Origin of the sequence: Pseudoroseomonas ludipueritiae (assembly GCF_014490445.1) — a bacterium.
Classification (GTDB): Bacteria; Pseudomonadota; Alphaproteobacteria; order Acetobacterales; family Acetobacteraceae; genus Pseudoroseomonas; species Pseudoroseomonas ludipueritiae.
Map to the genome: position 1 here is coordinate 1 of NZ_JACTUZ010000019.1, position 25,467 is coordinate 25,467.

The 25,467-nt window shown below is 66.5% G+C and carries 19 protein-coding genes; 5 read left to right on the plus strand and 14 right to left on the minus strand.

Features of this window, described 5'->3' with window-relative positions:
* Positions 1-449 precede the first annotated feature (449 nt).
* From IBL25_RS07270 to IBL25_RS07280, 3 genes are all read right to left on the minus strand, one after another.
* Positions 450-701 (minus strand): hypothetical protein, encoded by a 252-nt coding sequence (locus IBL25_RS07270; protein ID WP_187777888.1) that lies wholly within the window; start codon positions 699-701, stop codon positions 450-452.
* A gap of 428 nt (positions 702-1,129) precedes the next feature.
* Complete coding sequence (locus tag IBL25_RS07275; RefSeq protein WP_187777889.1) at positions 1,130-1,894, minus strand: class II aldolase/adducin family protein; 765 nt, start codon at positions 1,892-1,894, stop codon at positions 1,130-1,132.
* A 61-nt stretch (positions 1,895-1,955) separates the two neighbouring features.
* Complete coding sequence (locus IBL25_RS07280; RefSeq protein ID WP_187777890.1) at positions 1,956-2,954, minus strand: succinylglutamate desuccinylase/aspartoacylase family protein; 999 nt, start codon at positions 2,952-2,954, stop codon at positions 1,956-1,958.
* Between the two features lie 66 nt (positions 2,955-3,020).
* Here IBL25_RS07280 and IBL25_RS07285 point away from each other — a divergent pair, with 66 nt between their 5' ends.
* Genes IBL25_RS07285 through IBL25_RS07305 form a run of 5 tightly spaced genes read left to right on the plus strand, consistent with a single transcriptional unit; the run spans position 3,021 to position 8,329 of the window.
* Positions 3,021-4,583 (plus strand): ABC transporter substrate-binding protein, encoded by a 1,563-nt coding sequence (locus tag IBL25_RS07285; protein WP_238940266.1) that lies wholly within the window; start codon positions 3,021-3,023, stop codon positions 4,581-4,583.
* A 6-nt stretch (positions 4,584-4,589) separates the two neighbouring features.
* Positions 4,590-5,540, plus strand: a complete 951-nt coding sequence (locus IBL25_RS07290) for an ABC transporter permease (RefSeq protein WP_187777892.1) — start codon at positions 4,590-4,592, stop codon at positions 5,538-5,540.
* Positions 5,527-6,381, plus strand: a complete 855-nt coding sequence (locus IBL25_RS07295; RefSeq protein ID WP_187777893.1) for an ABC transporter permease — start codon at positions 5,527-5,529, stop codon at positions 6,379-6,381. Before IBL25_RS07290 ends, IBL25_RS07295 begins: the two co-directional genes overlap by 14 nt.
* Complete coding sequence (locus IBL25_RS07300) at positions 6,378-7,343, plus strand: ABC transporter ATP-binding protein (RefSeq protein ID WP_187777894.1); 966 nt, start codon at positions 6,378-6,380, stop codon at positions 7,341-7,343. The genes IBL25_RS07295 and IBL25_RS07300 overlap by 4 nt, the downstream gene beginning before the upstream one ends.
* Positions 7,340-8,329, plus strand: a complete 990-nt coding sequence (locus tag IBL25_RS07305; RefSeq protein ID WP_367615572.1) for an ABC transporter ATP-binding protein — start codon at positions 7,340-7,342, stop codon at positions 8,327-8,329. The genes IBL25_RS07300 and IBL25_RS07305 overlap by 4 nt, the downstream gene beginning before the upstream one ends.
* 485 nt (positions 8,330-8,814) lie before the next feature.
* Here the strand turns inward: IBL25_RS07305 and IBL25_RS07310 are convergent, their stop codons facing one another.
* The 11 genes from IBL25_RS07310 to IBL25_RS07360 form a co-directional block, all read right to left on the minus strand.
* Complete coding sequence (locus IBL25_RS07310) at positions 8,815-9,501, minus strand: glycoside hydrolase family 19 protein (protein ID WP_187777896.1); 687 nt, start codon at positions 9,499-9,501, stop codon at positions 8,815-8,817.
* A complete protein-coding gene (locus IBL25_RS07315) occupies positions 9,498-9,851 on the minus strand; it encodes a hypothetical protein (protein ID WP_187777897.1) in 354 nt (117 codons plus the stop codon). Before IBL25_RS07315 ends, IBL25_RS07310 begins: the two co-directional genes overlap by 4 nt.
* Positions 9,852-9,890: 39 nt before the next feature.
* Positions 9,891-10,556: a hypothetical protein gene (locus IBL25_RS07320; RefSeq protein ID WP_187777898.1), complete on the minus strand. Its 666-nt coding sequence runs from the start codon at positions 10,554-10,556 to the stop codon at positions 9,891-9,893.
* A gap of 70 nt (positions 10,557-10,626) precedes the next feature.
* Positions 10,627-13,602, minus strand: coding sequence for a hypothetical protein (locus IBL25_RS07325; RefSeq protein ID WP_187777899.1), 2,976 nt, complete (start codon positions 13,600-13,602; stop codon positions 10,627-10,629).
* A 2-nt stretch (positions 13,603-13,604) separates the two neighbouring features.
* Complete coding sequence (locus tag IBL25_RS07330) at positions 13,605-15,779, minus strand: hypothetical protein (RefSeq protein ID WP_187777900.1); 2,175 nt, start codon at positions 15,777-15,779, stop codon at positions 13,605-13,607.
* A 79-nt stretch (positions 15,780-15,858) separates the two neighbouring features.
* Complete coding sequence (locus IBL25_RS07335) at positions 15,859-16,302, minus strand: FixH family protein (protein WP_187777901.1); 444 nt, start codon at positions 16,300-16,302, stop codon at positions 15,859-15,861.
* Positions 16,302-17,117, minus strand: coding sequence for a hypothetical protein (locus IBL25_RS07340; protein WP_187777902.1), 816 nt, complete (start codon positions 17,115-17,117; stop codon positions 16,302-16,304). Before IBL25_RS07340 ends, IBL25_RS07335 begins: the two co-directional genes overlap by 1 nt.
* Before the next feature lie 3 nt (positions 17,118-17,120).
* On the minus strand, positions 17,121-17,399 hold the full coding sequence (locus IBL25_RS07345; RefSeq protein WP_187777903.1) for a hypothetical protein: 279 nt from the start codon (positions 17,397-17,399) through the stop codon (positions 17,121-17,123).
* A 47-nt stretch (positions 17,400-17,446) separates the two neighbouring features.
* The gene (locus IBL25_RS07350; RefSeq protein ID WP_187777904.1) at positions 17,447-18,271 is read right to left on the minus strand and encodes a hypothetical protein; all 825 of its coding nucleotides are present in this window, start codon (positions 18,269-18,271) and stop codon (positions 17,447-17,449) included.
* A gap of 26 nt (positions 18,272-18,297) precedes the next feature.
* On the minus strand, positions 18,298-19,974 hold the full coding sequence (locus tag IBL25_RS07355; RefSeq protein WP_187777905.1) for a hypothetical protein: 1,677 nt from the start codon (positions 19,972-19,974) through the stop codon (positions 18,298-18,300).
* Positions 19,971-25,418: a phage tail length tape measure family protein gene (locus IBL25_RS07360; RefSeq protein WP_194433636.1), complete on the minus strand. Its 5,448-nt coding sequence runs from the start codon at positions 25,416-25,418 to the stop codon at positions 19,971-19,973. The genes IBL25_RS07355 and IBL25_RS07360 overlap by 4 nt, the downstream gene beginning before the upstream one ends.
* Positions 25,419-25,467 lie beyond the last annotated feature (49 nt).

Here is a 25,467-nt window from a genome sequence, read left to right on the forward strand (position 1 = left end):
CTCTGCCTCGCAGCCGCCGCCGTTTGGATCAAGATCTAACAGGCCTTAGGCGGCGCGCCAGGGCGCCTGCCTGCCGCTGTGCGGTATCTGAAGGCCGGTCCCTGATCTCCAACCGCGAATTTTCCTGGGCAGGATAAGGTTGGCCGTACCTCGAAGCAGGGCGCCGGTTCTTGTGGCACGACCCAGCCACGCTCCCGTTGGTGTTGACCTTGTTGAGCTGGTGGTTTTTCGGGCTGAGGCGTGGCGGAGCTAAGACGATGGGATTGCTAGCACCTCGTAAGGCGATGTTACTGCAAGCCTACCCTCCAGCTTCCCTGACAGACCTATGCAAACACCGCTTCGGCGCGAAGTTTGACGGTCATTATTAGACAAATATTTTTGGTGGCGTATTGTCCACTTCAATATAGTTATACGTCTTGAATAGAATAAGACCTGACGGGCCTTAGATGTCAGTTTCCCATCCGGATCCGTCGGATCTGCTCCAGTTCGCCAGGGTTGGGTTTCACCTCAGCGATATAGGAGCAGAGAATATCCTCCGCGGCGTCGCGCATGTCCCCGGGCGGAAACCTCCTGACGACGAGCGCCATCATGCTCAAGGCGCCGATTGCACTGTTCCGTTTGCCGTCCGTGATGACATTGCCAATGATCTGCAAATACGCGTCCAGTTCCATGGTGATGCTTTGCAGGTAAGGCTGCGTCATCAGAGATTCCCTTGCACACCCGTTTCCATTGTGTAGAGGAAACGCCAGGCCCAGCCGCATCGGCCAGTCGGGATTTGTAAGCTTTATCAGCGGGTGAGCTGACCGATAACCATGGGGCCTTGCCGTTCATTCGGCTGCCCGCGCGCAGCCCGCTTGGCAGGAGAAACGACCCGCAGGGGAGGGCCTGTCGGGTTGATGGAGGCCTGTCACCGGTTGAGGCGGCACCGCTTTTCCACCCGAGGTTTGACGGCACGCCCGTCGTCGGTAGCTGCCCTGCCGAGGGCTACGCTCCACCCATGCTGATGCTCTTCCACCGGCCACCTCACCAGCCATTGCCGCTGGCCTCCTAAGCCAGGCTTTGGCATCCAGGATGGGCGACACCCTGAGCCTGCTGATCCAGCAGCGCCGGCGCGGGACCTGGTGAGCCGTCAGGACGCGTAATCAGGTTCCTCGCGGTCCAGCACCCGGCGCCAGGCATTCAGGTGCAGGCGGGCATCGATCTTATCCCCCCAGGCGCCATGCCACTTGCGGCGCAGGCGATCCGGCAGGGTATGCATCGGCTGCCCGGTTGACATGGCGGTCATCTGGTACATCGCTGTGCGTTCGGCGATGAAGCACTCGTCGAAGGCGTCATGCACGGTTGGCCCCACCACCGTCACGCCGTGCCCACGCATCACCATGACGGATCTGTCGCCCATCAACCGGGCGATGCGGTCGCCTTCCTCGCTCTGGTGCACCGGCTCGTCACCCTCATGGTCATAGACCACACGGTCGTTCAGCAGCAGGTTGTTATGGTGAGAAAGGCGAAGCTCCGCGTCCCGCAGCAGCGAAAGCGCGGTCAGCCAGCGCGGGTGGACATGCACCACGCATTTCGCCTCGGGCTTCTGCAGGTGGATACGCGCGTGGATATGGAAGGCCACCTTGCGCAACTCGCCGCTGCCTTGCAGCACCTTGCCATCCAGGTCGCAGACAATCAGGTCGCTGGCCTTCAGCTCCTGGAACAGGTAGCCGCGCGGGTTGATCAGGAAGCGGGGCGGGCCATCGCCGGGGAGCATCAAGGAATTGTGATTGCCGATCTGCTCGTTCCAGCCTTCCCTTGCCGCGATGCGGAAGACTGCCGCCATGTCGCGGCGCAGTTCCCATTCCTGTTCCTCGGCCTCGCTTCCGCTCAGCGCTTCGATCACAGCCGCCATCGGTGCCTCCCAGGGTTACGGAAGGGCAGCATGCTATGGTGGGGATGCGCGGTTCCACAATTCATAAATCATGCGCAACGATGGCGACCGGGTCGCCGGCCCGCACACGGCCGGCGAAGCGCACGCACCAGAGCAGGCCGGAACTGCCATAGGCGAGGGGGATGGCGTCACGCCCCGGGGCCTCGGTCAGGTGCAGCCGACCGGCCGGGTCGCCGGCCGCCACGGTGGTCCCTAGCGGGTCGGCGGCCTCCCAGATACCGTCCCGTGGCGCGAAGACATAGTCGGAGAAGTCCGGCACCGTCATGCGCCGGGAAGGGCCATGAGGTCCCGTCGCGGGCTGCCCCGGCAGCACGCCGGCATGGCGCAGCACATTGGTGACACCGCGCCGCGTGATGGCAAGGTTGCCCGCGTGCAGCCGGCCGCCGCCACCCAGCTCGGAGGACAGCGCCACGATGCCCCGCCGCTCGGCGGAGGCCAGCAGGGTCGGGCCGGCATTCACCTCCCGCAGCACCATGGTGATGGGGGCGCCGAAGGCATCGGCCATGTCCAGTGTGCGGCGCATCATCTCCGGGTCATCCAGCGCGTGGCCGACAGCGCAAGGCAGGATATCCATGCCTGTGCCGCCGGAATGCAGGTCCATCTGGAAGTCGCAGAGCGGCAGCAGCACGCTGTCCACGAAATGCGCCAGTACCTGAGCGAAGGTGCCGAAGGGGTCGCCAGGGAAGCAGCGGTTGAAGTCCCGGCCGTCGATGGGCGAGAGGCGCTTGCCGGCGGCGCAGGCGGGGTAATGCATCGCGGGCAGCAGGATCACGCGGCCCTGTACCTCCTCCGCCCGAAGATCGCGGGCGAGGTCGAGCAGCGCGACCTGGCCTTCGTATTCGTCGCCGTGGTTGCCGGCGGTCAGCAGCACGGTCGGGCCCTGGCCATTGGCGATGGACACGATCGGCACAAGCTCCGTCCCCCAGCCGCTGTCGTCGCGGGAGCGCGGCACCCGGAGCTGCCCGATCTGCTTTCCCTTCCTGTCGAGATCCAACTCCGCCACAACCGGGCTTGCCGTCATCGGACCTTTTCCCAAAACGATTGATTGATGCGAACGACAAACGAAGGCTAGCATCCTGCGCGGAAGATGGCAGAGGGCTCGACCATGCTGACGCGACGGGATTTCGGCCTCGCTGCGGGTGGACTGGCGGTTCTTCCGGGTCTGGCGCGGCCCGCGCTGGCGCAGCGCGCCGGCGGCAACCTCGTGATGGCCCAGCAGGCCCAGCCGCCGACCCTGGATGCGCAGGTGACCACCGCCCAGGCCGCGCGCAACATCTCGCTGCATCTCTACGAGACGCTCTATGCGCGCGACGAAGCGGGCAACCCGGTGCCGGACCTGGCCGAGGGCGTGGACATCTCGCCGGACGGGCTGACCTATCGCTTCGCCCTGCGGGACGCGCGCTTCCACAATGGCAAGCCGATGACCTCGGCCGATGTGAAGGCCAGCCTGCTGCGCTATGGGCGGGTCGGCGGCTCGGCTTTCATCATGCAGCCGGTCGATGCCATCGAGGCACCGGACGCCCGCACCGTGGTGGTGCGCATGAAGGCGCCTTCGCCCGGCTTCATCGCCGGCATTTCCTCCCCCCGCGCGCCCTGCGCCATCATGCCGGAGGAGGAAGCGGGCAAGGAAGCCAGCAAGAACGAGGCGATCGGCACCGGTCCATACCGCTTCGTGGAATACCGGCCCGACAGCCATGTGCAGCTGGCACGCTTTGCCGACTATGTGCAGAACCGCGCCTACCAGGGCATGGACGGCTTCGCGGGCCGCAAGGTGCCGAATGTCGAGAACATCACCATCCGCTTCGTCGCGGAAGGCGGCGCGCGCACGGCCGGGCTCCAGGCGGGGGAGATGCATATCCTCGAGGCCATCGCCGTGCCGGCGGCGCAGCGGCTGCGCTCCGATGCCTCACTGAAGATGCATGAGATGATGCCATGGTCCTTCCAGACCCTCATGCTCAACCTGGCGCAGCCGCCGATGGACAATCCGGCCTTTCGCCGTGCGCTGCAGGCGGCGCTGGACCTGGAGGAGATCATGGCCATCTCCACCGACGGCCTCTACCGCATGACGCATGGCTGGCAGCACCCCGGCACCACCTATTTCGCCGGCGATGCCGGCAAGGAACTGTACAACATCAACAACAAGGACCGTGCCAAGGCCCTGCTGAAGGAAGCGAACTACAAGGGGGAGGAGATCATCCTCCTGGGCGACAGCAGCTTCAAGAACCACAACGACACCATCGTCACCGCTGCCGAGCAACTGCGGGGCATTGGCATCAATGTGCGCGTGAACATCACGGACTGGCCCACCGCCTTCAGCCAGCGCACGCAGCGCAGCGGCTGGCATGTCTGGGCGCTGATGCTGGGCATCGAGCCCTATGAAGGGCCTTACGGTGTTGTCGGCTTCTTCTCCGGCCATGCGCCGGTGCAGCATGTGCGGGACGAGGTGATCGAGGATTGCCAGCGCCGCCTGACGACAGGGCTGAAGGAGGAGGAGCGCAAGCAGGCCGTGGCCGATTTCCAGAAGCGCATGTATGACGAGGCCATCGCCATCAAATGCGGCGATGTCGGCATCGTGCAGGCCACGCGGGCGCAGGTACGCGACTACAAGCCCTATCGCATTCCGCGCATGTGGGGCGTGTCGCTGGGCTAGGGCGCCATGCTGAAATACGCGGCGGGGCGGTTGCTGGCGGCGCTGCCGGTGCTGCTGATCGTCTCGCTGATGTCCTTCGCCATCGTCTGGATCGTGCCCGGCGACGTGGCCTCCGAAATGGCCGGGCCCACCGCGACGGCCGAGGAGCTGGCGCAGCTGCGGGACCGGCTGGGGCTGAACAAGCCATGGCCCGAGCAGCTCCTGGGCTGGTACGGCGCGCTGGCGGTGGGGGACCTCGGCCAGAGCATCCTGCTGCGCCAGGGCGTCGGGGCCGCCATCCTGGAGCGGCTGCCGGTGACGCTGTCCCTGACCTTCCTGGCGCTGGCCATTGCCCTGGTCCTCGGCACGGCGCTGGGGGTGCTGGCCGCGGTGCGGGCGGGGCAGGGGGCGGACCGCCTGGCCATGGGCACGGCGCTGATCGGCTTTTCCCTGCCGGACTTCTGGCTGGGGCTGGTGCTGATGTACGTGCTGGCGGTGCAACTGGCCTGGCTGCCCACCGGCGGCTTCGTGCCCTTCAGCCAGGACCCGCTGGGTTGGCTGCGCTTCATGGTGCTGCCGGCGGGCACCCTGGCCCTGTCCCAGATGGGCCTCTTCGCCCGCATGACCCGCGCGGCGATGCTGGAAGTGCTGCGCCAGGATTATGTGCGGACGGCGCGGGCCAAGGGCATGCCGGGCTGGGTGGTCATCGGCAAGCATGCCTTCCGCAACGCGCTGATCCCGGTGGTGACGGTGGCCGGCATCGCCTCCGGCGTGCTGCTGGGCGGCGCGGTGGTGATCGAGCAGGTCTTCAGCCTGCCAGGGGTGGGGCGCCTGATCATCGGCGCCATCCAGCGGCGGGACTATCCGGTGATCCAGGGCGGGCTGCTGCTGACCGCCACCATCTTCGTCCTCGTCAATCTCGCCGTGGACCTGCTCTACGCCTGGCTCGACCCAAGGATTCGCCATGGCCGTGGCTAGGCGGGTGCCGGGCACATGGTCCCGGCTGCTGGCGCATCCTTCCTTCCGCTGGGGGCTGCTGCTCTTCGCGCTGGTCGCGCTCTGCGGACTGCTGGCGGCCTGGGTGGCGCCCCATGACCCGCTGCGGAACAATTTCCGCGCGCGGCTGATGGCTCCGGGGGAGGCCCATTGGCTGGGCACCGACCGCTTCGGACGCGACATCCTCAGCCGCACGCTCCACGGGGCACAGGTCTCGCTGCGCATCGGGCTGGCGGTGGCCGGCGTCACGGCCCTGGTGGGCGGCGCGGTGGGCGCGCTGGCGGGCTTCGCGCGGCGGCTGGATGGGCCGCTGATGCGCCTCATGGATGCGCTGATGGCCTTTCCGGCGGTGCTGCTGGCCATTGCCCTGGCGGCGGCGCTGGGCCCTTCCGAGATCAATGCCATCCTGGCGCTGAGCATCGCCTATGTGCCGCGCACCGCCCGCGTGATGCGCGCGGGCGTCATGGTGGTGCGGGAATTCCCCTTCGTGGAAGGCGCGCAGGCCATTGGCGCTTCCTCCACCCGCGTGCTGCTGCGGCACGTGCTGCCGAACGCGCTGGCGCCGCTGGTGGTGCAGCAGACCTATGTCTTCGCCCTCGCCGTGCTGGCGGAGGCCGTGCTCTCCTTCCTCGGCGTCGGCCCGCCGCCGCCGACGCCGACGCTGGGAGGCATCATCTCGGAGGGGCGGGACTATATCCAGGAAGCGCCCTGGATCTCCATCGTGCCTGGCATTGGCATCGCGCTGACGGTCCTGGGGTTGAACCTGATGGGCGATGGCCTTCGCGACGCCCTGGACCCCCGGCTGCGGGATGCCGTGCGATGACAGTGCCGCTGCTCTCGGTGCGGAACCTTTCCGTCAGCTTCGGCCCGCTGCGGGTGCTGGAAGGCCTTTCCTTCGACCTGGCAGAAGGCGAGGTGCTGGGCGTCGTCGGCGAAAGCGGCAGCGGGAAATCCATGACGGCGCTGGCCATCATGGGCCTGTTGCCGCGCGGCGGGCGTGTTGTCGCCGGGCGCGCGGTGCTGGAAGGGCAGGAGGTCACCGCCCTGCCGGAACGCGACCTGCAGCGCCTGCGCGGCGCCCGCATGGCGATGATCTTTCAGGAGCCCATGACCAGCCTCAACCCGGTGCTGACGGTGGGGGAGCAGGTGGCGGAGGTGCTGCGCCGGCATCGCGGCATGAACCGGCGCGCCGCCCATGCCGAGGCGATCAAACTGCTGCGGCTGGTCGAGATCCCGGCGGCCGAGCGGCGGGTGGATGACTACCCGCACCAGCTTTCCGGCGGCCAGCGGCAGCGCGCCATGATCGCGATTGCGTTGGCCTGCCGACCCAAGCTGCTGATCGCGGATGAGCCGACCACGGCGCTGGATGCCACCGTGCAGGCGGGCATCCTTGATCTGCTGCGCGGATTGCAGCGGGAATTCGGGATGGCCGTGCTGCTGATCACCCATGACCTTGGCGTCGTCGCCGACTTCGCCGACCGGGTGCTGGTGATGTATGCCGGGCGGGTCGCCGAGACGGGGCCGGCGGCCGCCCTCTTCGCGCATCCGCGGCATCCCTATACCCGGGCGTTGCTGGCTGCCATTCCCCGCCTCACCGGGCCGATTGCCGGGCTGCCCTCCATCCCTGGCGTGGTGCCCAGCCCCATGAATTTCCCGGCCGGATGCCGTTTCGCGCCGCGGTGCCCACATGCGCATCCGGAATGCAGCCTCGCACCACCGCCGCTGGTGCCCTTGCCGGATGGCCTCGCGGCAGCCTGCATCCTGCACCTGGAGCACGCCCCGTGACAGATGTGCCGCTGATCGAGGCGCGTGGACTCCACAAGACCTTTCCGGGCGGCGTGCATGCCGTGGATGGCCTGGACCTCCGGCTGGGGGCCGGGGAGACGCTGGGGCTGGTAGGCGAATCCGGCTGCGGCAAATCGACCGTGGCCCGCCTGCTGCTGCGCCTGATCGACCCGGACGAGGGCATGCTATACTTCCGTGGAGAGGACCTGCGCGCCGCTGGCGCAGCGCGTCTGCGCCAGATGCGGCGCGACATGGGCATCATCTTCCAGGACCCTTTCGGCAGCCTCAATCCCCGCATGACGGTGTCGCAGCTTCTGGCGGAACCGCTCGTGGTGCATGGCATCGGCAACCGCGCGGCCCGGGCGCAGCGGGTGTCGGAGCTGCTGACGCTGGTGGGGCTGCTGCCGGAGCATGCGGCGCGCTATCCACACGAATTCAGTGGCGGGCAACGGCAGCGTATCGCCATCGCGCGCGCCCTGGCCAGCCGGCCCGCATTGCTGGTCTGCGACGAGCCGACCAGCGCACTCGATGTTTCCATTCAGGCGCAGGTGCTGAATTTGCTGGGCGACCTGCAACATCGGCTGGCGCTGGGCGTGTTGTTTGTGAGCCATAATCTGGCGGCCGTGCGGCACCTCGCCCCAAGAGTCGCGGTGATGTACCTGGGCCGCGTGGTGGAGGAAGCGCCGCGGGAGGCGATATTCTCCAATCCGCAGCACCCCTATACGCAGGCACTGATATCGGCCGTGGTGGACCCCGGCGCACCGGCGCGGGGCCGGATCGTGTTGCGCGGGGAAGTGCCCAGCCCCGCCAATCCGCCCAGCGGCTGCGGCTTCCGGACCCGCTGCCTGCGCGCTCAGCGCCGTTGTGCCGAGGAGAAGCCGTACCTGACCGAGCAGGGGCCGCAGCATCTGGCTGCCTGCCACTTCCCAGGCCAGTACACAGTGGCGGAGTTAGAACGGGCAGGAGCGGTACGCGCCAAGAGCTGATGCTTTGGCCTGGCAGGCCGCGGAGGTAACCATCCAGTCCAGGCTCGGCCATGGTTGGCACGTCCGGCAGCGGCGCGGCGCGCTGGCGGCCGTGATAGCCAGAGCCAGCATGTCCCGCGTGAATGTCGAGCAGGTAAATTACATAATCCTTGTTATGCGTTATGAACGCACCTGCATAAAAGGCCCTTTGTTGTCAACAGCTTACAGGTCAAAGGCTTGCGGGAAGTTCTCGTTTCGCCCCTCTTGATCAACATCTAGGTCAAGTGCTGGAATATCAGCCTAGGGAACGGTGCCAAGCAAAACTCATGCCATTAGGCTAGATTTCCCAGGCAATATCAACGAGATATGGCAACCGACGGCAGATCGAAAGGTCAGCACGATATCTGCGCGTTATCGTGCCAGCGGCGACATAATATCCGCCACGATCAAGCCGGCCGCCCAAACAAAACCGCCCGGCAGGTCTCCCCACCGAGCGGCGATTGAGATCAAACTGATGCGGTGCCTCGGTATGAGACGCCTTCGGTGTCATTGATGAAGGCGAGCGCCTTTTTATAGAGCGCCTTCACCTCGGCCAGCCCGTGTGACCCGCCATTGATCCGGCGCCGTACCTCGTCGATCTCCTCCCGATCCGCCAGCGGGTTCAACTGGCAGCGGTCCCAATAGAACCCGGCGCTGTCCAGTGCCCCGCCGATGGTCTCCAGCCGGTCGGGTAGCGCCGTGATCGGCAAGCCGAGCATCTTGGCGTGCTCCTTGTAGTTGGCCCGGCCGGTGAGCTGGAAGAAGCCCCTCCCCCGGAAGTACCAGCCATCATTCGGCTGCGTGTTGCCCAGGTTCTCCAGGCCCCACTCCCCGCCGTAGACGGTGTTCGCGATGTCGGGCTGCCGCGCCGATTGGCCGTCCGTGCGCCCGTAAAGCTGCGCATCCTTGGCGCTGATGCGGCGGGCGCCGAACACCTTCTGGAGCCGGTCGGCGCTGTAGTTCATGTTCTCGACCAGAGCCGAGAGGTAGCCGGTCTCGACCAGGCCATTGGCCAGGAACAGCGCGCGGCGGCGCGGTGCCAGGATGTCGTAGGTCGCGCAGGTGCGGTCGAATTCCTCGGCCCAGGTGCGCACGTCCTTGGTCCGAACCTCCATGTGCTTCAGGAGGTCGATGGTGGTGGAGAGGTTGATCACGGGCGGTCCTCCGGGTTGCGCAGCCGCGTGACGTTCACGGCTTCCGCGAGGCTGCGGGCGCTGTTGACGAGCTGCGCGGCTTCGCTGGTGGTGTTGGCCACCTGCTTCACGGCGCTGGCTGCGGTGGTCGCGGCGACCTGGGCAGTGGCTGCTGCCTGCTGCACGGTCTCGGCCGCCTGCGTGGACTTCTCGGGGATGAGCGCGGAGATGGCGCCAAGGGCGAGGATGCCCATCTGGATCGCCAGTTCCATGCGGGGGTCGTCCGGTGCGAGCCCCAGCAGGGCGAACAGCACGACGGCGAGCGAGCGCATCGTGCCCGGCTCGCGAAGGCGAGCGAGAACGTATTGCATCGGATTGTTCCTTGAGCCGGGATGCCGCCCGGCGGCGGCTCAGATGTTGCGGTCGGGGACCCAGGCCACGGACGGCTCGTCGTTCTGCTGCCGTGGGCCAGGCGCCGACAACCTGTTTTCAAGTCGTTCCTGCCGCCGGAGGATCTCCTCCAACCTGGGCAGGATGCCGGCGATGGTGTTGGCCAGAGCGCCGATGCGTTCCGTCCCGGCCTGGTCCGCATTGGCGAGGCTGCGGATCTGATCCTGCATGCCCTGCTGCTGCTGGTCGCGGATGCGGCCGGCCGTAGCCATGGAGGCCTCCAGTTGCGCTCCCTTCGCCTCGGCTGCGTTCAGCCGCGTGCCCTGGGCAGCAATGGCTGTGCCCTGCGCCACGTCGGCTTTCTCCAGCAGGTCAAGGCGCGCAGTCACCGGCCCGATGGCGACGTTCCAGACGATGGCGAGGATGCCGCAGCCGGTCAGCACTGCGCCGCCCAGCGCACCGACGATCTTCAGCCAGACGGGCACGTCGGTTTTGGGCTCCGGCTTCGCGAGATGCGGGGCCAGAGCTGCGGTGAGTTTCGCAGCCAGGAAGTCGTTGCTTGCATGGGCCTGCTGCTGGTTCTTGATATCGTGCGACTGCTGGCTCGCGCGCTCAGCCGTGATCAGCGTTTCGACCTCCGCGCGGCTGAACGTGGTCTGGTCGGGCGGGATGGATCGTAGGGGCATCAGGCCTCCCTCGTCTGCCCAATGCGCACGATGCTCGTGGCCGGGCCTTCTGATTGCCATTTGCGCGGAATTAGGCCCACGCCTCTCCGACCACTCGGATTGACATCCGCGCATCGCTGATGATGTTGGGAACGGCCAGGAATATCTTCTGCTTCGTCGCAGCATCCAGGCTGTCGAAGAAGCCTTTGGCTGTAAGCGCCTCGGCCTCTGGAAGACCCTTGTCGCGCAGATACTGTAGCGTCATGTGGATCGTGGTATAGCTGCGCATCGGATAGTCGTCTTCAACACCGTCGATGTTAGAGAAGTTCACGCCGTAGCTGCGCAGGGCCTTGTTGATGAAGTGCTTATCCTCACCCCAGCCGCTCTTGTACTGCTCGGCCTGTTCCCAGGTGGTGAAGTGCGTGACCCCATCCGCCTCATACATGGTCATGCGTCCGGCGGTGCCATCTGCCGGGTTGAACCTCTCCGGATGAGTGAAGCGCCCGAGGATGAACTTGGTGTTCTTCATCACCCGATCATGGGCGCCGGGAACCCCAAGTCGTGCAGCGCGGAGATGCTCGCCATAGCCCATCTCGACTTGCCATGGGGCAACCATGTAGAACTCGCTGGTCGGGTATCCCCCGGCGGGGTCGCCATTGCGCAGGAAGTTGGGAAGCGTGCCTTCCAACTCACCCATCGGGGTCTCGGCATGCAGAACATTCAGTGTGCGATACTGCGCTTCCGCAACGGTCTGCCAGAACCCGCCGAACGGCTGGCGTGACTTCGGGATAAGCAGGGCAGCATTGAGGAACTGACGAAGACACCAAGCATACGCGCGCTGCTGGACATTCTTCAAGCCGATGCCGCCAGCGCGAGGGTCGGTCTTGTAGTAATTCAGGCGAGACGAACGGCCAGCCTCATCGTTGCTGTCCAGCGGGCCGCCATCCCAGGGGTAAACAGTGCCGCGCTCAGCTTCCTGGTTCCGGACCATGATGCCAAAAGCAGCCATACCTTCGACGGTGCGGAGGTAGGCTCGGCGGGCGGTCATCATGTACGGAACGGAGCAATACTCGCCCCAGTGCCCATCATCTATATCCCACTGCTCGCCATCCGCAGTGAGCTTGGAGGAGTTGATATAGGGGGCGCCGAAACTCCCCTGGGTATACTGATCCACACGCCCATACGGATCATCCACAGGGTTCACAAAGCGGCCAACATCTTGGCGGAAGTGATGGAAAGGAATGCCTCGGGCAGCTTCAGCCATGCGCTCGATGTATTCGGCAACCCTGGCGTCGCCCGTGGCCAGCCAAAGGGCCTGAGCCTCTGTAGCGTGACCAATGACGTTGTTGCCGCCCGTTCCGCCCATGCCCACGACGATATCGCGGGTGCCGTAGGGCTTGAGCCAGTTGGCGTTGTTCAGGTTCGTGGAGAACTCTGAGAGGCGGGAGGAGAAATCGAGGTCAGTGTCATAGCGCGCCACCAAGCCTGTCCGCATCAGGTAGGCGGTCGGCGGCCGATGGCGGGCAGGAGAAACGGCCACCTTCGTGCCGTCAGCCTTCCAGCGAGCCCGCTCACCCCAGCCGGTGTAGAGCGGCGCGCGAGGCACAGTCAGCGTGAACATGGTGGTGTTCTGATCGCCGATGAGCCTCATCGTATAGGCGGCGTCACCGACGCCCGCCTGGAACACGTAGAAGTTCCAGAGCGTCACATCGGCCTGGATCGAACCGTCTGAGTAGACGGCCAGATCCACTTCAAGGCGCCCCTTGGAGTTGATCACCGAGGCAGGCACTTCGCTCACAAACTGCGTCTGTGCGCAGATGGGGCCATTGAACCACCGGTCGGCCGGAACCGGCGTGCTCACACAATCCAGCGTGTGGGTTTGCGATCCGTTGCTGATCTCCACCCGGCAGGTACGCCCAGCCATACGCGACGCAATGTTCAATGGCGTTGATGGAGACGACGGAGCCGGCTCCTTCCACAACTCGACCGGGAGCTGTGACCCACTCCCGATAGCCGGCAGTGCGACATGCACGCCCCCCATCAGCAGAGACGAGCCGTCGTACTGGTCGGATAAGCGGTCCAACTGGGTCGCCATGCGGGTGCCATCCGCCAAGCGCAGGGAGACCGTATCTCCTGCGCCGATGTGCCCATTCTGAAATGCCTGGCCGAATGTGTAGACGGTGCCAGCAGGCGCGCCTGTTCCAGTGATCGGAAAGGATGCTAATTTGACGGCCTCACCTTGCGGCGGCGGATCGGTCGGGCCTGGATCAACCGGCGGGTCTACCACCACCGGCGCGGTGATCGTCAGGGTGGCCGAGGCCGTGCGCGGCGAGTTGGTGGCGTTCGGATGCGTGTCAGCAATGGCGACGGACAAAGAGCCCGCCGTCAGCGTGCCCGCCGTGCCACGCCGGATCTCCGTCTGGTTGTTGGCGAAGACCACCACATTGCCGCCGGCCGTGAAAGCGCGGGTGGCGCCTGCTGGCACCCCCTGCGACACGGTGGCGAGCAGGGTTCCAGCCGCGACATCGGTCTGGAAGGATGCTCCGGCCGCCGTGAGAGAGATCGCCGGCAACGTGACCGGCGGCGCCACGATGGACAGGCTGGCTGTCGCGCTACGCGGGCTGTTCGTCGCGTTGGGGTGCGTGTCCGTCACGGTGACGGAGAGCGAGCCGACGGACAGCGTGCCGGTGCTGCTGCGCCGGATCTGCGTCTTGTCGGCATTAAACTCCGCTACCCCGCCGGCCACCGTCAACGTCCGGGTCGCGCCGGCAGGAACCGCTGATACGGTGGCCATCGCTGTGCCCGAGGCAAGGTCCGTGCGGAAGGAGCCAGCCGCCGGCGTGATGACCGCCGCCGGCAACGTAACCGGCGGATCAACCGGCGGTATCACGATCCCGCCGCTAGCCGTCAGCAGCTTGCCGCCAGCCTTCAGCAGCTTGCCCTGAAATTTCAGCATGTCGTTGAGTTCCGTTGCGGTCCGGGGAAACGTGCGGCTCTGGACGGCGCGCGCGAGGATGTTGAACAGCGAGATGATCTCGCTGTTCGTCAGGGAGACGGGCGCGCTCATGGCTACAGAAGAATTTTCGTGGCCGTGACGCGAGCCAGCCAGACAACCGGGATGGTCGCATCTCCTGTGGCCTGAACCTGCAGGGCGCCATTGGTGGTGTCGGCCGTCACAGCCACGGACCAACCCGCAGCATTGCCCGCGTCGAGCACCGGAGCCGGGCCGGCCAGCATGGTTGTCCCCACGCCGGATATGCGCCGGAGCAGGCCGCTGTAAGTGGCGCGGAAGAACTTGCTGGTGTCAGTCTCGCCGATGCCCGTCAGGTCAATGCGGAAATCGAGCAGGCCCCCAATTGGGATGGTCAGGCGGGCCAGAGACGCGAAGCCGGAGCAAGACAGCAGCGTAGGCGTGGCGTTGGTGGTGTAGGCGGCCATGTAGTAGTGGCTTCGCTGGCAATCTCCGGTCGCCTTACGCTGGAAGCTGGCTTCCGCGTGTTCGCCGCTGACCTCCGCCGCCGCCCGCACGCCGCGAGCCGAGGAGGCAAATCCACTGGCCGTGCTGTTCGTGCCGAGAACCAGAGAGTTCTGACCGGACGCGACCACGCCGTTGCCGAGCGCAATGCCGCCGGTGCCACTGGAGATGGCGCCAGGCCCAACTGCCACACCGCTTGTCGAGGACGCTGCGGCGTTGTGCCCGAACTGGACGGATCTAGATCCGCGCCCGCCCTCCAGAACCTCGAAGGCGCCGCCAGAGACACGACCGCGAACCGTGTCAGACGATGAGGTCCAGCCGACCACCGACACGGACGAGGCGCTATCGTTGAAGCCGTTGAGGGTGATGGCGTTGCCGCCGCTGGAATATGTCAGGTCAACCGCGCCGAGGTCGTGGTTCGAGCTGTAAAGGTCGACGATGTTCAAATACGCACCAGCCGTTGCCGTGCCCATGCGCAGAGCCACAGCGGCCCGGCTTCCGAACTGTCCAGTAACAGCCCGAGCCCCGAGGATATTGCCGGAACTCTCGATCAGCAGGTTCGTGTTGCCGCGATGGTTGTAGGTCTGGATGTTGTTGATTTGCGCGCCGCCGCCAGCCAGGCGGAGGTTGGCGCTGAAGCCGCTCTCCAGATGGATGTTGCTGGCCGTCATCCCCTCGCCTTCCACGTTCAGGGCATAGCGGGGCCAGGACGGGATGGCGACGTTGCCGCCCCAGACATTGATGTGCGAGGCTCGGACGCCGAACTTCAGGTAGATGCCATCGAAGGTGTTGTTTGGCCCGTTCATCGCCGGGTAGCGGACGTTCGCGCTCCACACATGCGCGTCCGAGACACCGAGCCAGATGCCCTCTTCGCCGGTGGTATCGGTGACCACCCGCTTGATGCAGCCGTTGAACGGAGACACCCCAACCTGAGTGTTTCCGTACTCCAGGTGCAGGCCGCGTCGGTAGCAGTTCTTGATGCGGATATCGACCACGAAGTCTCGGCCAAAGATGGCGACGCCATGCCCTTGACCGGCGGGTGCCCCAGTGTTGTTGGCTCGGTTGCCGTCGAGTGTCCCGTATCCAATGATGCCCCAATCCGAGATGCCCAGGCCGCTATTCGTGCCGGTGAGGGACCGAAAGTCCTGCCCCTCGATCATCGTGCAGTTGGAGCCGTTGGCGAGCCGGATAGTCGCGCGCTGGTCAACGTCGAGGATGACGCCGGTTCGCATGATTATCGTCCGGCTGGTCATGTAGGACGTGCCCGCCTGACGCGGCCGGGTCACTCGGATTGTGCCGCCCCCTTGCGAAGCGGCGTAGTCAATGGCCCGCTGGAACGCGTTGCTCCAATCCGCGTCGCCCGCGCGCCAGAAGTTCCGCAGGAGGAGAGTGTCGCCAGCGATGTCCTTGAGGGGGCGCGCATCACCCGCATTGACGTCGGCATCAGCCAGCGTCGTGGCGTTGCTGACCTCGGCGACCCGCGCGATCTGCTTCGGCTGCGTAGGGGCCGTCTCGATCTGGACATCTTCAATTGCCGTGCCTTGGAGCGCGTCGGCATTGGAGCCGTCGAGTAGGAGGGCTACAGAACCAAGCTCGGTGGCTCCTTGCAGGGCCTGCTGAACAGCCTCCGTTCCCGCCGCCTCTGCGCGACCCGCCGCACCCTCGGCCCTCGCGACTGCTGCTGGAACCGCGTCAAGCTGCGCCGCCGTTACAGGAATGGCTGCGCGGAATGTGGGATCGTTGAGGACGACGCGGGTACTGCCGCTCATGAGGTACGCTCCATGCGTGAGTGATCGCACTCGGCATTGCTGCCGCGCGTTGGGTAGGCTCAGGGGGGCTGAGAGGCTGTTAGGCGGGCTTGACGACCAGGGAGCCGTCCGAGGTCATGTAGATGAAGCGGCCGTCTGCCGTAGTCAGGTACTCGATGGCAGACAGCGGCTTGCTGGCAGGTAGCGCCACGACATCGAAGGAGGCCACCGCAACGGTATGGCTTGGGATGGAGCAGCGCGCCACCACGTGCCAAGTGCCTGGCATCTCCACCGCCAAAGCGATAGCAAACACACCGGGGCCGAGTTTTGCCACGGCCGCTGGCGGCACGGCGATCTCGTCGCCGGTAGGGTCGCGGACCATGAAGGCCACATCCGATACGTCAACGGGCTGGCTCGTGGAGCGATCCAGGAACGTGGCGACTGCCCGCAAGCTGGTCCCGGCATAGAACCGAACAGGACGCCCCGGCTTGCGTCCACCCAGCGTCATGCTGGCGGCGACCTCGACAGGGAGCGTGATGCTCATCAGCGGTCCTCCTGCGCGGCGATGTCAGCGGCGTAGATGCGCCCGCGCTCGTTCCATGCCTGCTGTGGTGCCGGCACCGGGATTGAAGTGAACTTGCCGAAAAAGCCAGTCCGGTCAGCACGCTCAGTACGTGGGACCACGAAGACTTGGCGCTGCGTGCCCGCTTCCAGTGCGATGGTTTCCAGCACGTCCGCCTCGCTCTCACTCAGCGTGGCCAGGGTGAACCGTGCGCTTCGCCGCGGCAGGCTCGTTCTGTCGTCAACGCCGCCCGGCGCATAGCCATTGGGTGAGGGGTCGCGCAGCGGCAGCAGCGCAGGCCCAACCCAGAGGCGCGAGAACTGCAAGTACGGCTGGCTGCTCGTGATGACGATCTGAACAAAGCGGACTTGGGCGGGCTCGGGCAGCACCCAGCACCACAAGCCGCGCGGCAGGGAGAACGGCTTACCGGCACGGACGACGAAATCGGCGCCCGCCATGTCGGTCATGATCCGGCCAGCCGCGTCCACCACCAGCAGGTCGCCGGCTTTGCCCAGCTCGTCCCCGCCTTTGGCTATAGCTGAGAGCGAAAGATCCACCTTCGCGCTTGCTTCCGGCAGCATGCCGTCCCGTGGGGCAAAGAGGGCAACAGTCCGCACCCACTGGAGAGAGCCCAAGTCCAGCCACAGCGTGCGGGTTGTGCCGGGGCCGGTGCGCCAGACCTCGCCCAGGCGCTCTGTCAGCAGCGCGCGCACACCAAGGCCCGCGACCTCGCTGTTGGTCTCGATCGAGGCGCCGGGCAACTCTGCAAGGTTTATGGCGGAGATGAGCGAGGGCATTGGTCAAACCTGCACAGCCGCGCGAAACAGCGCGTCGATCTCGCTGTCGCTCATGCCGATCTTTGCTGCGACGGTCAGCAGCGTCGAATTGTCGCGCCGGATCTCCAGCGCATAATCCCATTCCTCCTGCGCTTCCTCTCCCTCGGCCGCGATAGCGGTTTCAATCTGGGCCAGAAGTCCAGCCTGACGCAGGGCGCGCCGGGCTTGAAGTGGGGTGAGAGACATGGGCACCGGCGGCGGCACCGCTTCGACGTGCAGCGCCGCACGCAGGGCATCATCCATCGGAACGAGTTGGCCATTGACGTAAACGAAAGCTGGGCTGCTAGAAATCATTCTGCCCCCCACAGCGTGAAGCGGCCTGCCGCAATGCTGGCGCTGACGAACGAGACCACGATCTGCTCAGCCGGCCCCGAGGTGATCCCAGGCACCCAGCCGGATGCCTCATAGCCATGATGCACGTTGTTGCCGTCGCGGAAATGCGCACGCGCCCACCAAGCCCGCGCCCCGGACGCGTTGAATTCGAGGTATCCAGCAGCAGCACCAGGCGAACCGGGCGACAGCCGGCCGACGTTGAGCGCTCCGCCCCCGGCCACCACGCCCGTCTCGGACGCGATCGTGTGCCGGTACGGATAATCAGCGGCGCCCTGCAACAGCGCGCCACCCACGTAGAGGCGGAAGTAGAGGTCGGTCTGAGCCTGCGCTGGCGTCACGTCCTGCCAAGTCAGGCGAAACCGGGGATACTCGGGCGGTAGCGACTTGATGATCGCCGCGACTGGCGAGGTGACGATATCGACGTTCAGCCGCTCCCAACCTGGCTCGTTGCCGCCGTACTGGAGGTACTCGGCGACAGCCACGCAGGTGATGTATTTGGTGGTGCCGGCCGGCCAGTTAACGGCTGACGTGCCGCCATTGCTGGTACGGATGATGCGGCTGCGAGACAGGGTGCTTGGGCTACCTGGCGTCACGCTCCCGACGAATTCCTCCCAGGTCGCGCGGTCCTCGCTCTCGCAGACCCAGGTATAGGGGCGCCCAGGCACCGCGCCGGCGGTGAAGGGATCGGAATACCCGACAGGCGCCAGTCCCAGCACAAGCGCGCCGGTGCCGCCTGAAGTGGTGGCGACCCTCACGCGGTCGAGCAGATAAGCGTCGGCCATCTAGCGGCCCTCCTGGTTGGTCATTGTTATCCCCACAGCGTCAGCGTCTTCGCGTCACCCACCTCATCCGAGGCGATTACCTGCCAGTGGCGCCCGGCCAGCCGCGGGTGATCGACCGCCACCACGTCGCCCAGGTCGATCAGGTGCCCCCACTTGCCCACCGGTACGCGCCATCGCCGCCGCCGGGTGCCGTGCAGGGCCAGCAGGTCATCCGCCAGCGCCTGGGCAGGCCCCGCCGTCCGGAAGCCACTGACCAGCACATCTGGATCAGTGGCAGACGGGTAGATCTGGTTGATCCTTGTGTCGTAGGCGGTTGCGACCTGCTGAGCTGTGCCGTAGGCGGCCACCAGCGCAGGATCTTCCTCAGCGATGCCGAACAGGTCCGTGGCGGTCTGCACCTGATCGAGCACATGGTAGGCCACGCGCTGGCGCCAGCGCGGCGCCACGCCGGCCACCTCGCTCGGGTCCGCGGTCACCATCCACCGCTCGATGATCATGCGAGGACCGAGCAGCTCCGGCTGCGCCAGCCGGCCAGCCACGATGCGGCCCAGCCGGTCCGATCCCCACCACCCGGCGCAGCTGCCAAACACCTGATCAAGAGCGGCCGTGACCGTGCCAGACCGCCAGATCCACCCGGCATCCCCGAGCGGCAGTTGCGCGAAGCCGCTGCGGACGATGCGCTCCCCGCTCAGCCCTCCCGGTCCTTGCAGCAGCGCCAGGGCAATGCCGGCGTGGCTGATATCGCCCGGGCTGCGGGCATCGCAGGTCAACTGTCCCGCCGGCGGGCTGCCGGTCCGCACCAGCCCATGCGTCAAACAAGTCGCGTAGGAGGAGGTTGGCAGTGGCGCCGCCAGCAGCGCCTCCAGCGTCGGATAGTCGCCCACCAGCGTCAGCGGCGCCCCGCCATCCCGCAGCGCGAAGACCGCTTGCAGCGGGACGGAGGAGACCTGCCAGACCAACAGCGTGGCCAGCAGCCGCGTCGGCGCGATGTTGGGCTTAAAGCCCAGCAACAGCGGGCGGGACTGCCCGGCAAGCGCCACGTCCCCCTCCAGCCCTCCCGTGCCGGCATAGACCCCGCAGACCGGCACGGAGAGGTCCGCGGCAGCATCCCGCAGGGCGACCGTCAGCCGCGTGCCGCTGGTCATCGCCGCGCTGGTGATGCGCAGATCGGCCACCCGGCCGAACTCGTTGTACATCGCCCGGATCGGCGTGCGATACGGCCCGCGGCGCAGGACAGCGAGACGGCCGGCCATGGCCCAATCGCCGCCGATGAAATCCAGCCCGCCGTCGGCATTGTCGAGGGCCAGCTCGCCAGCCTGGAAGTTCAGCCTGGCCGTGTCCTCCGGCAGCACACGGAGGCTGCGGACCAGCGTCGGCGGCTCCACCAGCCGGTCCGGATAGGCGACATTCGGCTGCGCCGCGTCATTTGGCTCCCCGATCCAGCCGCGCAGGCTGAAGCGTAGTACCAGGCCTGCCCCACCCGTGGCGGGTAAGTCGTCCGGCATGGCGCCCACCGCGACGCCGCCGGGCATACCCAGCGCGGGCGGCTGGACATTCACCGGCTCCGGCGTGGCGCCCAGCTCGATCAGCCATTCGTCGGGCAGGTTCGGCAGGTCGGTAACTACGAACTCCCCCGGAAAGGCATCGGGGCCGCTCGGCGTGACACCAGGCGCCCAGGCGCCTGGCGCGTGCAGGCCGGTCATCGGTCAGCCAGCAGGCCGGCGAGCTGCTGCCGGAACAACTGGTTCTCCGTCTTCAGATCCTTGATGGCGTCCACGATGCTGTCCGAGGTGGTCTTCAGCATCGACGCCATGGCGGAGTTGGTGAGTGTGTCAGCCGAGATGTTCCCGATGCTCTCCGCCACACTGGAGATGCGATCCTGCGCGAAGCCAAAGCCGGCGCTCGACCCGTAGTAGGACCGTGCTGCGTCCCGGTAGCGCCCCGCCACAGTGGTGAACTCGCTGATCGCATCGAAGTCCCCCGATGCCGCGCGGCTGGCCACATCGTTGAAGTCTCGCTCCGTCAGGCTCAGTTTGGCCTGCGGCGAGAGCAGTGAGCTGTCGTCCGTCTGCATCGACTGGATGAAGTCAGTGATGCCTCCGAGCGTGCCCGTCACGGTCTGCTCAGCCTGCTGGCGCTTGGCCAGATCCTCCGCGACCTGCGCGGCGCTGCCACCCAGGGCCAGCATCTGCTCAGCGAGATCGGCCGCCGCGTCATCCACTCCGCGGAAGGAGATCGCAACATCCCGCAGTTGTTCGTTGTTCAGCCCGTTCAGCGTGGACTGAAGTTGCTGCCAGTAGAGGCGGTCAGGATCGAGGCCGGCCGCCGCATAGGATGCGCCGTTCTCAGCCCAATTTGTCCGCACGTTCTCGACGGAGTTGATGTAATCGCGCCCCTCGGCCGAGCGGGATGCCTGCCAATAGCCCAAGCGCGTCTGCTGGTTCTGGATCGCTTGCTGCTGCGCCTCGGTCGCCGCATCGGTCGCCACTTTGAAGTCCAGCATCGACTGCGCGATGTTTGCCATGGCCTCATCGAGGCCGCGGAACTCGTTCACCACATCGCGTAGCTGGTCCGCCGACAACCCGCCGAGCAACTGGGACGCCTGCGCGTTGTAAAGGTCCTCTGCATTGCGCCCGACCGACCGGTACAGGTCTGCGTTGGCGGTGTAGTTGGAGCGGATCTCACGCGCGGCCTGGACGTAGCCCCGCCCCTGCGCCTGCCACATCGACTGGTCATAGCCGACGCCAACCTGGATGCGCGCATAGTCGGCGGCTTCCTGCTGGCGCTTCACCAACTCGTCCGTGGCGAGGCCCAGGGACGCCGACTTGTTGATCACCTCCTGGAACGGCGCCTTGATCTGCTCCAGTTGCGCCTCGAAGGCTTCCAGCCCGGAGCGCGTCTGCTCCAGGGGCTTCTGCATCGCCTTCCAGGTGGTCTCGTACCAGTCGATGTTGGCGAGGGTCTTGTCCGGGTCAGCTACACCCGTAGCCCCGATGATCTGTCGGATGTTGGCGTCGGGGGTCTGCGCCATCGCCTGCTGCAGCATCCGCGAGACAAAGGCCTGCGTAACGGCGGTGATGCCTTCCTCGTCCGTGCCGCCGTGCAGCTTGTCGGTGCCCAGATAGACGTTCAGGCCATCGCGAGCGCCGTACTCAACCCGGTAGGCCGTCTCCACCGAGCGGCCGAGACCGGCCTTTTCCCCGATCTGGTCCGCGATCTTCATCAGCTCCGCGCCAATGGCACGCGCCTGGTCGCGGTTCTCCTGGCTGTAGCGGTCGCCGTTCAGGCCGTTAATGTCCACCACACCCGGCTCGTTGGTCCGAAAAGTAGCGGTGCCGGTGCGGTCGGACGGCTTCTGGCCGGGCAGCAGGGCGCCCAACACTGTCAGGGCCGCCGCCGCGATCCAGCCGTAAACCGGAACCGCCATGCTGGCCATTGCCGCAGCCGATAGCCCCGCCGTGGCCGCACCGCCGGCTGCCTGGGTATAGCCGCCGACGCCGCCCCGCTGGATGCCGCTGTAGGCGCCGTAGAGGCCGCCGGCGATGCCGAGGGCGCCGGTTGCTGCGCCACCATAAGTCAGGCCGCCCACACCGCCACCGGCGGCACTGCCGCCAGCATCGATGGACGACTGCGCCATGGAGCCATAGCCGGCTGAGTTCGTGACGGCGCCGCCCGCATTGATGCCGCCGCTGGCGCCCCAGATTGGCGTGTTGAGAACGCCATCCAGGCCGCCCCAGCCAGTTGCGAACTGGGTAGAGCCATTGATGTAGCTGGTCGGATTGATGCCGCTCAGCTTGCTGTAGGCGGAGTAGGCTTGGGCGCCCTGCGAGGCGTAGCCGATCAAACCGCCATTGCTGTCTGTGATCTCCAGGGATCCGCCGCCGGCACCCATCACCGTGCCAATGCCACCCAGCGTGCCGCGCGTACCGCCGAAGACGGCGTTCAGGACGGGGTTGATCACCGCCAGCCTCAACCCGGCCTGGATCACCTCACTGAACACGGCCTTGGCGATGTTCTTGAAGTCGATGGCTTTCAGGCTGCCGTTGGCGAAGGCTTCCGTGATTGCGCTGCCGATGCGGTCGAACGCCTGCTCGCCAACACGCGCCAATTCGTTCCAGGAGTTGGTGAGTTGCTGGTTCGACGCCTGTTGGGACGCGATGCGCTTGATGTTGTCCTGCGCCTTGCGAGACGCATCACTATCAGGATCACCCCCTGCATTCGCGACCCGCTGACGCTCCTTCATGACCGCCAGTTCGGCCTGCCTCGCCTCTGTCGAGAGGCCGATCAACCTCGCTTCCTGTTCCAGGAGAGCGATCTGGTCACTCTGCTGCGCGATCAGACTGCCTGTGCTGAGATCTACGTCAGCAGCCTTCTGGTCCCGCTTGGCCTGGACCAGCATGTTGACGTTCCGGGTATAGTCGGCCGTGCCCGGGATGGCGAAGTTGAGAGCCTCAATCTCAGCTTGGCGCTGTATTTCGACTTCCTGCATAGCCGCCACACCACCGGCCAGGGCGGCGGTTTGGGCTTGCTTCTTCGCTGTATCGCGCTCGGTCGCCTCGATCGACTTCATAAGCTCGCTGTTCATGCGAGCCTGTGCCTGCCGGCGCTCCTCCAAGCCGCGAGCAGCCTGCCCTTCAGGGCCTTCGCCGGCCGCACGGGCCGCCTGGATGCCACGCAGTTCCGCCGCTGCAAGTTCCTGTGCCGCGCCAGACGCCTGACGGAACACCCGCGCCTGTTCGTCGCCCTGGCGGCGAAGCTCGTCCATTGGATCGCGCAGCCGCTCGGCCTCGGCGCGCAGCTCCTTCAGGCGGTCCGCATAGTCGCGAGCCCGCTCGGGCGACAGACCATCGGTCCCGGCAGCCGCCTCGTAGAGGCTGATCTGCGCAGCGTTCCGCTCCCGCAGAACCTGCTGATTATCCCAGTTCTGCAGCCCTTCATCCGCCGCAGCCAAGGTGCGCCCGCCACGCCCTGGCACAGCACTACCCTGCCCGAAATCCTGCGGGCGGGCGTAGAAGACCTGATCGCCGATGCGGACGCCGTCTCCCTCGGCCCAAGCGGGCCGGTTGCGCCCCAGGCTCGACTGCAAGCCTGGGGCATAGAAATGCGTCGCGCCGCCCGTGGGGTCCGCGACCTGCCCGCTCATCACTCCGGCCAGGATACGGGCAGCCTGCTCGTACTGGGCCGGCGACATCGCCATCAGCCGGTCACGGGTCGCCGTGTTGCCCCAGGGCTCGAACTGCCCCGGTGCCATGACGACCTGATCCGGGCTCTGGCCCGTCAGGCGCGCGCGGTTGACGATGACCGCTGCTGCGGCCGCCAGCCCCTGATCGCCCTGCCCACCAGCCTCGCCATAGAGGATGCGGGCCGCAACGTCGCTGGAGCCAGTGACCGGCGATCCGGCCGGCGTCGAGGTGCGCCCGCGCAGCCAATCGTTCGCCTGCGCGCCGGCCTCGGTTGGGTCGCCGGCGATCAGCCGCCCCATCCAACCCAGGCCTTCGATCTTGGAGCGGACCTGTTCCAGCTTGTCGATCACGGAAGCGAGGAAGCTGATGAGGCCGCCGGCGGTGGCCACGACTGGCCTGCCAATGCCCTCCAGGATCACGCGCAGGCCGCTCTTCCCGTCTGCGCCGTTCCACAGACGGGTGGCGGCCTTACTTGCTTCATCCATTGCCCGCTCAAAGGGCGTCATGGCAGCAGCGGCGTCTGCTACGCTGCGGGCGTAAGCCTGAGTGTAGAGCGTCTGAGCCTGATGCTTCTGGCCAGATGCCTCCAGCAACTCGATCTGGCGCCGCAGGGCATCGTCCATGCCACGGAGATCGCCATCAATCATCCGGCGCGCGGCATCTCCAGGCTTCTTCAGCCCGTCAGCTAGGCGCTGCGCAGCCTCCGGCACGGTGACGCCGAACGCCCGCGCCACATCTGCGCTGAGCTTGGTCAGCCGCTCCAATTCGGCGCGGTTGCCCGAGAAGTCCCGAGACCCGGCGATGGTGCCAGCCGCCGCGCGAGCATCAGCCGTGGACAGCGTAGTAGAGCCAGCCAGCCTGCGAGCCATGGTGTCGGCGTCGCGCGCCAGCTCCTGGAAGTCGGAGCGCGTGGTCCGCAGGCGCGCCGACAAGTCATTGATGGCGCGCTCGGCGCGCTCGGCCGTCAGGACCGCTGTCGCCAGAGCCGCTGTCGCCGCAACGATACCGACATTCAGCGGAGTGGCGAGCTGCGTCAGGACACGCATGGCGCCCGAGAGCCCGCCCATGGCGTCAATCGCCTGCGGCCCCTGCTGCACCAGCGGCAGGAAGATCCCACCGCCGGAGCTGATCTGGACGCCGAAGTCCACGACCTGCGCCGTCAGGTTCTGCATCTGGTGGCGAGCCAAGCCAAGGCTATTGGTGACCTGCCCGAGCGCCTGGGTCGTCCCCTGAATGGGCGCGTGCGATGCAGCGAAGGCGGCAGTGGTGCGCTCGCGAGCGGCCTGCGCCTCGCGTGCAGAGATCGCCCCCAGACGCTCGGCCTCAGCGATCTCCTCCAGGGTGTTCTCATACTGCTTGCTGGCGGCATAGAGCGGGTTGAACTTCGCCCGCAAACGATCCAGTTCGGCACCATAGGCAGCCACGTCGGCGGCGCGCCGGGCATAGTCGTCCTGGTTCGAAGCCCGAACGCCCTGCGACTGGTTGAAGGCGGCCTGCGCCTGCGCGGCACGCTGAGCGGCCTGCGCGGCGGCATCGAGGCGGGCGGCGAGGCTCTGCGCTGCTGCGGAGGCTTGATCGGCACCCTGCCCGGCGGCCGCTTCGGCAGCCTGGAGGGCTTGGAGCTTCTCCCGGGCGGCCTGCGCCTTGGTGGCCAGAGCATCCAGAGCGCGGCTGGCCTGCTCCTGCGACACGGTGCCGGCTGCCACGTCAGTGGAGAGCGCCTTCCTGGCGGTCCCCAGGTCCCGCTCGGCTTTCTCGGCCCGCTTGGCCGCCTGCGTCACCGCATCGTGCTGGTTTACCCAGGTAGCGCCCGAGCGGGACGCGCGAGTGACTTTCTCTTCCGTCTCCTGGACCGTAACGCCGAGCTTTTCGACCGCGCGAGCAGCCGCATTAGCGCCGGCGCTCATCTGGTCCTCATAGCGCGCACGGAAGACCGCCTCGGTCACCTGGGAGACTGTTGCCATGCCGGTGGGCCTCCCATTTGCAACTTCAGGTTGGATTGTCGTAGCGTTG

Excerpts from the sequence above, each read along its gene's own strand:
- IBL25_RS07270 (WP_187777888.1), bottom strand. The coding sequence starts at position 701 with ATGACGCAGCCTTACCTGCAAAGCATCACCATGGAACTGGACGCGTAT.
- IBL25_RS07275 (WP_187777889.1), bottom strand. The coding sequence starts at position 1,894 with ATGGCGGCTGTGATCGAAGCGCTGAGCGGAAGCGAGGCCGAGGAACAG.
- IBL25_RS07280 (WP_187777890.1), bottom strand. The coding sequence starts at position 2,954 with ATGACGGCAAGCCCGGTTGTGGCGGAGTTGGATCTCGACAGGAAGGGA.
- IBL25_RS07285 (WP_238940266.1), top strand. The coding sequence starts at position 3,021 with ATGGCAGAGGGCTCGACCATGCTGACGCGACGGGATTTCGGCCTCGCT.
- IBL25_RS07290 (WP_187777892.1), top strand. The coding sequence starts at position 4,590 with ATGCTGAAATACGCGGCGGGGCGGTTGCTGGCGGCGCTGCCGGTGCTG.
- IBL25_RS07295 (WP_187777893.1), top strand. The coding sequence starts at position 5,527 with ATGGCCGTGGCTAGGCGGGTGCCGGGCACATGGTCCCGGCTGCTGGCG.
- IBL25_RS07300 (WP_187777894.1), top strand. The coding sequence starts at position 6,378 with ATGACAGTGCCGCTGCTCTCGGTGCGGAACCTTTCCGTCAGCTTCGGC.
- IBL25_RS07315 (WP_187777897.1), bottom strand. The coding sequence starts at position 9,851 with ATGCAATACGTTCTCGCTCGCCTTCGCGAGCCGGGCACGATGCGCTCG.
- IBL25_RS07320 (WP_187777898.1), bottom strand. The coding sequence starts at position 10,556 with ATGCCCCTACGATCCATCCCGCCCGACCAGACCACGTTCAGCCGCGCG.
- IBL25_RS07325 (WP_187777899.1), bottom strand. The coding sequence starts at position 13,602 with ATGAGCGCGCCCGTCTCCCTGACGAACAGCGAGATCATCTCGCTGTTC.
- IBL25_RS07330 (WP_187777900.1), bottom strand. The coding sequence starts at position 15,779 with ATGAGCGGCAGTACCCGCGTCGTCCTCAACGATCCCACATTCCGCGCA.
- IBL25_RS07335 (WP_187777901.1), bottom strand. The coding sequence starts at position 16,302 with ATGAGCATCACGCTCCCTGTCGAGGTCGCCGCCAGCATGACGCTGGGT.
- IBL25_RS07340 (WP_187777902.1), bottom strand. The coding sequence starts at position 17,117 with ATGCCCTCGCTCATCTCCGCCATAAACCTTGCAGAGTTGCCCGGCGCC.
- IBL25_RS07345 (WP_187777903.1), bottom strand. The coding sequence starts at position 17,399 with ATGGATGATGCCCTGCGTGCGGCGCTGCACGTCGAAGCGGTGCCGCCG.
- IBL25_RS07350 (WP_187777904.1), bottom strand. The coding sequence starts at position 18,271 with ATGGCCGACGCTTATCTGCTCGACCGCGTGAGGGTCGCCACCACTTCA.
- IBL25_RS07355 (WP_187777905.1), bottom strand. The coding sequence starts at position 19,974 with ATGACCGGCCTGCACGCGCCAGGCGCCTGGGCGCCTGGTGTCACGCCG.
- IBL25_RS07360 (WP_194433636.1), bottom strand. The coding sequence starts at position 25,418 with ATGGCAACAGTCTCCCAGGTGACCGAGGCGGTCTTCCGTGCGCGCTAT.